General features: G+C 47.0%; 8 protein-coding genes. All 8 read right to left on the bottom strand.

Going from position 1 to position 10,313, the window contains the following annotated elements; translation table 11 throughout:
* Positions 1-333 (bottom strand): saccharopine dehydrogenase NADP-binding domain-containing protein (locus B3180_RS08955; RefSeq protein WP_286844111.1); only part of this gene is annotated, 333 nt, incomplete at its 3' end.
* 72 nt (positions 334-405) lie between these two features.
* Positions 406-2,562, bottom strand: coding sequence for a prolyl oligopeptidase family serine peptidase (locus B3180_RS08950; RefSeq protein WP_286844109.1), 2,157 nt, complete (start codon positions 2,560-2,562; stop codon positions 406-408).
* A 65-nt stretch (positions 2,563-2,627) separates the two neighbouring features.
* The gene (locus B3180_RS08945; RefSeq protein ID WP_286844108.1) at positions 2,628-4,466 is read right to left on the bottom strand and encodes a GNAT family N-acetyltransferase; all 1,839 of its coding nucleotides are present in this window, start codon (positions 4,464-4,466) and stop codon (positions 2,628-2,630) included.
* A 1-nt stretch (position 4,467) separates the two neighbouring features.
* Complete coding sequence (locus B3180_RS08940; RefSeq protein WP_286844106.1) at positions 4,468-5,886, bottom strand: sodium-dependent transporter; 1,419 nt, start codon at positions 5,884-5,886, stop codon at positions 4,468-4,470.
* Between the two features lie 250 nt (positions 5,887-6,136).
* Positions 6,137-7,258 (bottom strand): cell division protein ZapE, encoded by a 1,122-nt coding sequence (zapE, locus tag B3180_RS08935; protein ID WP_199493561.1) that lies wholly within the window; start codon positions 7,256-7,258, stop codon positions 6,137-6,139.
* A gap of 76 nt (positions 7,259-7,334) precedes the next feature.
* Positions 7,335-8,186 carry a thioredoxin gene (gene trxA, locus B3180_RS08930; RefSeq protein WP_278355865.1) on the bottom strand — a complete coding sequence of 284 codons (852 nt, stop codon included), beginning with the start codon at positions 8,184-8,186 and terminating at the stop codon, positions 7,335-7,337.
* A gap of 82 nt (positions 8,187-8,268) precedes the next feature.
* On the bottom strand, positions 8,269-9,642 hold the full coding sequence (locus B3180_RS08925) for an aldehyde dehydrogenase family protein (protein WP_278358481.1): 1,374 nt from the start codon (positions 9,640-9,642) through the stop codon (positions 8,269-8,271).
* A partial coding sequence (locus B3180_RS08920) for an aldehyde dehydrogenase family protein (protein ID WP_286844103.1) occupies positions 9,639-10,313 on the bottom strand: 675 nt, incomplete at its 5' end. The genes B3180_RS08925 and B3180_RS08920, both read right to left, overlap by 4 nt.

Below are 10,313 nucleotides of genomic sequence, written 5' to 3'. Positions count from 1 at the left end.
GTCTTTTGGTTCGTAGTTTGCGGTATCAAGGTAGTGCACGCCGGTTTCCAGACAAGCGTCCATGATAGGTAAGTCCTGATACGGAAGTGCGACGTTGATAACCAGTGACGGGTTAATGCCACGGATGAGCTCAGCCACTTCTGCTGAATCATCGGCATCTACCTGATACACACCAACAACGCGGTCTTTACCCGCTTTTTCCTGCAACGCCTGACATTTTGACAGGGTACGGCTGGCCAGGTGAATCTCAGAGAATACTTCCGGCAGGCCCGCACATTTTTGTACGACTACGCCAGCAACACCGCCGGCACCAATAATTAGAACTTTAGACATGAATGCTATCCTTCACAGAAATCTTTTAACTAATAAAGTTGCTGCGAAAGATAGCATATTTTTATGGAATCATCATTCAGAAGCGTTGCTTTGTGCTGCCTCGGAATCCATACCTAAATGCTTATGTAAAAATGCCCAGTTTTCGGCATGTTCTTCAATACGCATCCAGGTTGGTGTACCGGCACCGTGTCCGGCGCGGGTTTCTACGTTTAATAATATTGGGTTGTCGCAGCTTTGGTCTCGCTGCAGTGCTGCTGCAAATTTATAACTGTGCCAGGGGACAACTCGGTTGTCGTGATCACCCGTAGTAATAAGGGTTGGCGGATAACAGGTACCACCCTCTGTATTGTGAACAGGGGAGTACCCGTACAATGTTTTGAAGTCTTCCTCGTTTTCGCTTAGACCAAACTCACTACTCCAGCCTCTGGCATTCGCGCTGGGAAGCTGATACCTCAGCATATCGAGCACGCCAACAGCCGGAAGAGCCGCAGCAAAGAGTTCAGGTCGTTGAACCATTGTTGCTCCTACCAGTAAGCCACCGTTACTGCGCCCCTGAATAGCCAGTTTGTCTTTATTCGTGTAGTTATTATTTATTAGCCATTCGGCCGCGGCAATAAAGTCATCAAATACATTTTGCTTGTTTTCTTTAGTGCCCTGCTGATGCCATTTTTCGCCGAACTCACCGCCACCTCGTAAGTTGGGAATGGCCAGTACGCCGCCCATTTCCAGCCAGACAACACGAGTTGTATCGTAGCCGGGAGTGAGGGAAATATTGAAACCGCCGTAACCATATAACAGCGTCGGATTGTTACCATTCAGCTCCAGGTCTTTATGATGAACGAGGAACATAGGCACTTCGGTGCCATCAGTGCTGTTATACACCACTTGCTCAGTAGTATATTGGTCTAAACTTGCTGGCACTTCGGTTTCATACCAAAGAGTTGTGCGCTGTTGTTCAGGTTGATAACGATAAACTTTCCCGGGCTCGGTAAAACCTTTAAACGTGAAGAATGTATCCGGCGCTTTGTGGCTGCCCTTAAAACCGTCAATTGAGCCAATACCCGGTAAAGCAAGCTCCTGCAGCATCGTTCCCTCGATATCAAAGATAGCCACCCGCGAGCGAGCTGACTGCAGGTAGTGAGCAAACAGCTGTCCACCTACGGCGCTGACCTCTTTTAAGGTATGAGTTTTAGGTGCGATAATTTCTGTCCAGTTTTCGGGAGCCGGTTGCGAAGGGTCAACTGCAATAACCTGGCCAGTTGGTGCGCCATTTGTGGTTTTAAAATAAAGCTTTCCGTTGTGACTGGTAACATATTGGTATTGCCCGTCCCACGCTGTGAACAAGCTCTTAAAGGGCGCTTCTTCCTGTGCTAAAGGTCGCACGTACACCGCGTTGGCATCATAGCCTTTGAATACATCAACGAGTAAGTACTGGCCGTCGTCAGATATTTTTGGATACGGGTTCCAGCTTGGTTTTTTATCAAAAGCAAAAATGAGCTCATCTTCACTTTGTTTGGTTCCCAGTTTGTGGAAATAGACACTGACCGGCTTCGAGTCATCAAAGCTTCCGTCTTCTTTTTGCGGATAACGACTGTAATAAAAACCACGCTCGTTAGGCAGCCATGCCACCTCACTAAATTTCACTCCTTTAATCAGATCGCTGGTGTCTTTTCCTGATTGAATATTACGGACTTTTATCTGTGTCCAGTCACTGCCCCCGTCAGATAGTGCGTATGCCACGTATTTTGCCTGTGGTGAAACACTAATGCGGGCCAGTGAAACGGTACCGTCGTCGCTAAATGTATTAGGGTTAATCAGTACATCCGGTGCGCTGCTTAGGTCGGTCATAGTATAGAGAACGGCTTGGTTTTGCAGCCCGTCGTTGGAGAAATAGAAGTAACGATCAGCATAGCGAAAGGGCGTACTCACTTTTTCGTAGTTCCAAAGCTCCGTCATTCTGTCTTTAATGTTCTGAAATTGAGAGTAGTCCTGAAGCGCTGGTGTTGATAGCTGGTTTTGCTCGTTAACCCAGTTCTCAACTTCTTGGTTGTTTTGTTCTAACCAACGATAAGGGTCTTCCACCAGAGTCCCGTGGTAGTTATCTTGTTGATCAACGGTTTTTGTTTCCGGGTAAGGGCCTTCAGGTTGTTCTTTCTCCTTTTCAAAAGAACTACAGGCGCTCAGTATCAGCACAGTAGAACAAGCAATAAAAACCGAATAACGAGTCATGGTAGAGATTCCTAGTGAAGTTCTGTGTTGATGATAGAAAGTTGTAACGAAAACAACAAGTCACATTAGCGCAGTGCTCGTACGTCTTTACACAGTTTTTCGTTAGCTTGCCGCTGCGAAAGCCCGCCCCAGACTTGGCCGAGTTGTTTCAGTGTTATATCTGGCTTGCAGATCAACGATGTTAATGTGTGGTCGGGATATTGCCAGTAAAGCCACTGTGCTAAGGCAAAATGCGCGGCATCGAAGGGAATTATATGGCGAGTATAGGCATCGATAATCAGGGCTCTTATTTCGCTAAGGTTTTCGCTGGAAGCTAACGCAGCTATACCTTCCGACAGCCACTGAAACTGCTGCTGCCCCCACGCACTGAGGCGTTGAAACTGTTGCGAATTGTTAGTGCTAAGCGGGTATGCATAAATAGCAGCAGGGCGGGCGGAAACGGAGTCAATACGACTGCTTATACGCCATGGCGCGTAATTGTTATTTTGCCAAAACCTATCTAACTCTGATGACCAGGCAAAACTGGTTCCTAATACTTGAAAGTGATTATCTCCGGCCCACTTGGATATTTCAGTGAGTAATGCTGAAGCGTATTTGCGGCGACTGTTGTCGGCAGGTACTGCTATTCGGGCTACTCGTAACCAGGATAAATCGAAAGCCCATTCTTGTTGCAGGAAATAGCCGATAGCCTGAGGAAGTAAGTTACCTTTTGGACGGCGTCGCCCCTGTTTAACATCGTGCTTTAATGGTGCGTCAATAGGGCCTTCAGCCATTAACCAGGCAACGGCAGTAACTTTACCTTGCTCAAGGCTATACGCAACTTTATGCAGCGGCTCGGTTAGTAAGAGGTTTAAGTCGTTAGGACTGCTTTGGTAGTGAGCATTGAGCAAGAGCTGAAAGCACTGGTGTAAGAGGCTCTCTTCGAGTTCAGACGCGTGTTTTATAAAGGTGCCTGTCATGACTTCAGTTGAGGAAGCCAAGGGGCGTTTTTCGTCTAACAAAAAAGTTTCTGTTAGCCATTGTTCTAGTGGATCATTGACGGGCCAGCGCATGGGCTGAGTCAGCTGGTGAATAGCAACCCCGGCCAGGTTTTTCTTTGCCCAGTCTGTAAAATGCACCGCAAAGCCACGGCCACAGCCTTCATATCCGGCTACTGTGGTGGCAAGCAGCCACGGTGTAAACTTTTGACAAAGCCTCTCAGTTGCCCAAAGCGGCAGACCGGCGGCTTCATCGATAATTAACTGCTTGCCCGGGGCGTCTGGTTGTTCAAGAAGCTTATCCCAGGCGACAAACTTAGCCTGAGGAGCTTGTTGCAGTAAAACTTTGGCGTTGGCTTTTCGTGGGGCGGTGACAATAACAGAGCTTTTATTCTTTGCATGGGCGAGAGCCTGCCCCAGTAAAGTACTTTTACCCCGTCCACGCTCAGCCGTTATGATGTGAGTTGTCGGCTCACTCTTGGTGCCTGAACCGGTCTCGTTAACGAGCTTCAAAATGTCACTTTGTTCCGATGTGAGTTTAAGCTTGTTACCTGCCGGTAATGATTCAGTAGAGGTTTCAGGAGAAAGGTCAGCGGCGGCATTGCTCCAGTACTTTAAAGCAAAATGCTCCATGCGCTGGCTCATGGCATTGGGCTTTTCAGGTAGCAGTATCGATAAGAGCCCGCCGGCGGTTACTGTCCCGCAAAGCGCCGCAATGGCGTCAGCATGCAAACTGTCGCGGCAATCTATAAAGACACGTTCAAATTCATGGCCAAGGTAGTCACGATAACGTGAGAGCGCAGCATCTGCCCGTTTATCCGTGTCGGATAAATAGATAGAAAGGCCGGAGCGAGCCTGACAATGTTGTTGCCAAAGGCTCGCATCATGCAGCAGTTCAAGTTTTCTGTAACCGCTGCGTTTAGACATGCTAGAAAATAGAAATTGCGAAGAACTTCGTGAGCACCGTATTAATAAATACTGCTGCCAATATCAGTGGAATAAAGGTGCAAATGGATAAACGCACGTATTTAGCCAGCAGTGTATTTGGGTACCCTGGGTTGCCCTCGGCAAGTTCAGTGTCCAGATTCTTACGACGCCAGTGAAAGCTGACAAACAAGCAAATCAGCAGGCCGTTCAGTGGCAGAATGGTATCGTAGAAAACGTCATAGATAACATCAAAAACTGACTTAGGCGTGTCCGCGTAGAAAGTAAACTCAGTAAATGCCGGAACAAAACCAAAAGAAGTGGCGGCAATAAGGGTTAAAATGGTAACGGCGATACCCATAAACAACAGCGCTTTTTTACGGCTGATCTTGGCTTGCTCAATAACCGCTGCGGTCGGAACTTCAAGAATTGAAACCAGTGAAGTAATGGCTGCAATAAAGGTCAGAAGAAAGAAGACAGTCGCAGCAATACTCGCTCCTACATAACCGACAACGCCTTCAAGCGCGATGAAGATTTGCGGGAAAAACGAGAAGATCATGCTAACCGATGAGTCACTTAATGCGTCCGGGTCAGTATTTGGGTTGATGGCAAATATTGCAGGCAGTGTCATTAAACCTGCCGTAAAGGCTACGGCGGTATCTGTTAATGCGACCAGTTTACCTGAAGTAACAATGTCATCGCGTCGGCTAAAGTAAGAGCCATAAGTAATTAAAATACCCATGCCCAGAGAAAGCGAGAAGAATGCCTGTGCTAAAGCGCCGTTTATCACTGAACCGTCAATTTTTGAAAAGTCAGGGACTAAATAAAACTCCAGTCCAAGGACGGCGTTGTCCAGCGAAAGAACAAAGATAACCAGCAGAATAAGCATAATGAACAATGCTGGCATAAGGAATTTGGCCGCTTTTTCGATACCCTGGCGAACCCCTCCAATCAAAATAACGTTAATAATGATAGTGACGGCGACAAGAAAGCCGACAAAACCGTAGTCGTTAACGAATTGAGAAAAATACTCCGGGTTGGCAAGCATATCGAGGTTACCCATGATGGAATGCCACAGGTAACCAAATATCCAGACAGTAATGACCATGTAGAAAACGGCAATCATGAATGGCGTAATCACCGCCAGTATGCCAGCAATGTGCCACCCTTTATTATTTGGAGATAAGGCCTTATAGGAGCCGAGAGGGCTTTTTTGTGCGCGACGGCCGAGGCCCATTTCGGCAAGCATGACCGGTATACAGATGAAAGCAACGAACAAGGCATAGATAATTAAAAATGCACCGCCACCGTTCTTGGTAGCCGCAACCGGGAAGCCAACCAGGTTACCAATGCCGTCAGCAGAACCTGCTGCCGCTAATATAAATCCAATCTTAGAGCTAAATTGATCGCGTTGTTCGCTCATTCTGAACCTTCTTTTCTCGTTATTGTTTTAACGCCTTGTAAGCGCTGCCGTTCAGCAAATTTCAGCAATCCTAGCAAGGTGGCAATTTAACGGCAAGCAGCTAATCAGTGATTGTGCGGCAGAATGCGGGAAATTAGGTTTAAAAACAAAATTTATTTTAACATCCATTACAATTGCAATATTGGAATTTGTTAAAAATAAGATAACCTTTTTATAACTCAGTTTTAACACGCTGGTAAATACAGGGAATTTAGCTCTCTGGAACAGATTGGCGTCTTTTTACCAGCGTGTTTCCTTTCATTGAGTTTCCCCACTGCTGCATTTCAAATAGACGAGAAACGCACCGTCTGAAAGGAAACTCCAGCTGCTTTGCCTGATACAACTTATCGATATCGGTTTCTGCGGTCAGTATTAGCAGGCACTTGTTGTCGTAGCATTCGTCAACCAAAGCGATAAAACGACGCGCTTCATTATCCAGTTTGCTGACGCTATTGGTTTGATGCTCACGTTGATAAGTTTCTTCAACGCCGTGTACCAGGTCTTTATCGGGCAGATAAGAAAATGTGGGCACACCATGCACCGCAATTGCACTATATTGAGCGGCTAACTCCATGTAGTCGCGTTGGCTTCTGGGGCCTGAGCAAAGTGCCATAAACTCAAAGCCAATGACGTTATTGTTTCGCCATAAAGAGTGAATTGACCGGTTCATAACCGAAACAGAGGAGCATCGGAGAGTTTCCCCAAACTGCTTTTCTGCGACCGAACGCAACTGCTTTTGAGTCCCCTGTTTGAGGTAAAACGGCAGGTCTGTATTCTTAAGCCGCCGATAGTCGATGCCTAAGCCTAAATCCAGACATTCACATTCTTTATTCAGTAAGTCGATGGTAGGTTCAAAACGGTGACGTGCCAAACCACCTTTGTAAAGTTCTTTGGGCGGTGCGTTTGAAGTGGTTACCAAGGTAACGCCGTTATTGAACAGAGCTTCCCATAACCTGGCCAGGATCATTGCATCACCAATGTCTTCGACAAAAAATTCGTCAAGACAGATAACCGGATATTGTTGCGCCCAGGAACTTGCAATGGCTTCCATAGGGTCGGCTTCGCCTTGTCTTTGGTTAAGGGCTGTATGAATTTTTGCCATAAAGTGGTGATAGTGCAGACGTATGGCTTTGTCTTTCGGAAGGTGTTGGTAAAACAAGTCCATTAATAGCGTTTTCCCACGGCCTACAGGGCCAAACAGGTACAGGCTTTGTGGTTGATTACCTCGGGCAAGTGAGTCCAGCCGCTGTTGCAGTGCATTAACAGCACTGTGTTGGTGTTTATCGGACTGAAGTGACCCGGACTGAATACGCTGATGATAGATTTTCTGCATGGCGTTATTATCACGAAAAGCCAGGATAAAAAAAAGCCGGCTGAGGAAGCCGGCCAAAGTTGCTAGTGAACAGCCATTAATACATAGTGCTGTATAACTTCCTACGATAGGTCGCTGCCAGAGGATCACCATCCGGTAAGGAATTGATAATGTCGAGCGCGTATTTTTTCGCATCAGCAAAGTTCACATCTTTAGCTAACACGGTGAATACCAGCTCTAAGGCTTCTTCATCGCGGTGCGCTTCATGAAGTTTAAGAGCAAGCTGCAGCTTTAGAGATAAATCGTCGGGTTGCTTTTCGACCTGCTCCTGCAGAGCTCTCAGTTCCGGTGAGTCGGCGGCATCCTCGGCAAGTTCAAGTTTGCCTTTTATGCGCTGATAGTCGCTATCTTGTTCAACCATTGGAATTTTAGAGACCAGTTCTTTTGCCTGGTCGAGGCGGCCAGCATCAACGGCAGCTTCGGCCAGCAGTTTCAATGCCTGCATATTGCTGCTGTCGATATCGTAAGCTTGTTTCGCTAAGGTATAAGCTTTATTCGCATCACCTTCGCCCATTGCGGTTTGAGCTTGCTGAATCAAGTCGTCAGACGGACTGGGCAGGTGTTTATCCAGTATCTCACGAATTTCGCCTTCAGTTTTGACTCCGCCAAAACTGTCTACGGGCTGGCCATCTTTAAAAAAGGCGACTGTAGGCAGGCTTCGAATACCAAACTGCATTGCCAGCTCTTGCTGTTCATCACAGTTTATTTTGGCGAGGATAACCTGCTCACTGTATTGCGAGGCCAGCTTTTCCAGTACTGGCATGAGCTGTTTGCAGGGCTCGCACCAGTCTGCCCAAAAATCGATAATAATGAGTTTTTCTTTTGAACCTTCCAGTAGAACCTGCTGGAAGTTTTGCAAGTCAACGTTAACGATGTTGGATTCAGACATTAGCAGCGCACGCTCCTGTAGATATTTCATTTCACTAAACTGTTACTAGTGATATGCAGACGCGCCCGCTGAATTTCAATGCCTAGGGACTAAACCAGGATAAGATTTTGTCCTTAAACTTGCTGTAAGGCGGGTAGCGCAAGGCAACATCAAACCGAAAACTGCGCTTCATAACGGGCTTTAAATGGCTGAATGTGTCGAACCCAAACTTACCATGGTAGCGACCCATGCCACTGCGACCAACGCCGCCAAATGGCAGTTTGTCGTTAAGCATAAACATGAGCGTGTCGTTGTAGCACACGTTTCCGGCAGAAACTTTCTCGGTAAATAAAGAGAGTAACCGTTGAGTGTTACTAAAGACATAAAGCGCAAGCGGTTTAGGATGGCGATGGATTGTCTCAATCGCATCGGCTGCTGATTTAATGGTAATAACAGGAAGTATTGGGCCAAAAATTTCTTCCTGCATGAGGGCGCTGTTTTCTTTAACGCCATCGACTATGGTTGGTGCGATATAACGCTCCGCTTTATCAAAGTCGCCTCCAATAACGATGTTTTCCTGATCCAGCATTTGCGTGAGGCGTTGCCAATGCCCCTGGTGAATAATTCTGCCGTAACAGTCACTGTTCTGTGGGTCATCGCCGTAAAAGTTAACCAGCTCCTGATGCATAGCGCTAATGAGTTGTTCTTTTACGCTGTCTTCGACCAGCACGTAGTCAGGTGCAATACAGGTTTGACCGGCATTCAGGAATTTACCCCAGACAATGCGTCGGGCTGCTACCTGAATAGGTGCGTCGGCTAAAACTACCGCGGGACTTTTGCCGCCAAGCTCAAGTGTGACGGGCGTTAAATTTTCAGCTGCCGCTGCCATAATTGATTTAGCGGCATGTTCACCACCGGTATAAAAAATGTGGTCAAAAGGCAATGTTGTCAGCTGTTGCGACTCGATTGCCGCTCCGGTCACAATTTTTATGGCGGAGTTATCCAGGTAGTCGGGGAGCTGTCGGGACAGTAAATCCGCCGTTGCAGATGCATGCTCGGATGGTTTTATTAACGCGCAATTACCCGCAGCGATAGCTGCCACTAAAGGCGCTAAAAGTAGCTGTAAAGGGTAGTTCCAGGCGCCTAAAATTAATACGGTACCTAAAGGCTCTGGGACTAACTGACTTTTAGCAGGCCAGGCGAGTAATGGGTTGCCGACTTTACGGGCTTTGCTCCATTTCGGTAAGGCTTTTATTGTGTGTTTAATATCGCTTTGCAAAAACTGCAATTCAGTTAAGCGTGCTTCACTCGGGTGCTTGTTCAGGTCATTCTTTAATGCTTCCAGTAAAGGTTTTTCATTTTCATCCAGGAAGCGTTGAAGTTGTTTAAGCTGGTTTAAACGCCACGACAGCGGACGGGTGAGTCCGCTGTCGAAATGGCTTTTCAGCTGTTTAAATGTACTTTCGAATGGGTTCATCCAAGTCCGCCAAGAGTCACTGTTTTTAACTCAAGGTATTCGTCTATACCGTATTTAGAACCTTCACGACCAACACCTGACTCTTTAATTCCGCCAAACGGATTGTAGGCGTGTGAGATTCCACCCGTGTTAACACCAACCATGCCATATTCAAGCGCTTCGCTGACGCGGAAGATACGAGCTGTGTCTTTTGCTGCAAAGTAAGACGCCAGACCAAAAGGTGTGTTATTCGCTTTCTCGATACCTTCTTCTTCGCTTTCAAAGGTATTGATAGCCACCACCGGGCCAAAGATCTCTTCTTCACTGATGTCCATATCGTCAGTGACGCCAGTTAATACCGTCGGAGCGTAGAATAAATCACCGAGTTCGGTCATTACTGAACCGCCGGTTTCTATGGTTGCACCATCAGACTTGGCCGACAATACCAGCCGCTGAACCTTATCAACTGCATCCTGATCGATAAGTGGACCTAAGTCGACGCCTTCTTCAGTTCCGGGCCCCACTTTCAGACCTTTTACCTTGCTGACAACAGCATCTGTAAACTTCTCGGCGACAGACTTTTGCACCAGTATTCTATTGGCCGATACGCAGGTTTGCCCGCCGTTACGGAATTTGCAGGCAATGAGCTGCTCAGCTGCTTGTTCAATATCGGCGTCATCAAAGACGATGAA

Origin of the sequence: Idiomarina sp. UBA4206, assembly GCF_002383015.1 — a bacterium.
GTDB lineage: Bacteria > Pseudomonadota > Gammaproteobacteria > Enterobacterales > Alteromonadaceae > Idiomarina > Idiomarina abyssalis.
The sequence above is the reverse complement of the archived record's forward strand: the minus strand, read 5'-3'. Positions and strand labels throughout refer to the sequence as shown.

Excerpts from the sequence above, each read along its gene's own strand:
- B3180_RS08950 (WP_286844109.1), bottom strand. The coding sequence starts at position 2,562 with ATGACTCGTTATTCGGTTTTTATTGCTTGTTCTACTGTGCTGATACTG.
- B3180_RS08945 (WP_286844108.1), bottom strand. The coding sequence starts at position 4,466 with ATGTCTAAACGCAGCGGTTACAGAAAACTTGAACTGCTGCATGATGCG.
- B3180_RS08940 (WP_286844106.1), bottom strand. The coding sequence starts at position 5,886 with ATGAGCGAACAACGCGATCAATTTAGCTCTAAGATTGGATTTATATTA.
- zapE (WP_199493561.1), bottom strand. The coding sequence starts at position 7,258 with ATGCAGAAAATCTATCATCAGCGTATTCAGTCCGGGTCACTTCAGTCC.
- trxA (WP_278355865.1), bottom strand. The coding sequence starts at position 8,186 with ATGTCTGAATCCAACATCGTTAACGTTGACTTGCAAAACTTCCAGCAG.
- B3180_RS08925 (WP_278358481.1), bottom strand. The coding sequence starts at position 9,642 with ATGAACCCATTCGAAAGTACATTTAAACAGCTGAAAAGCCATTTCGAC.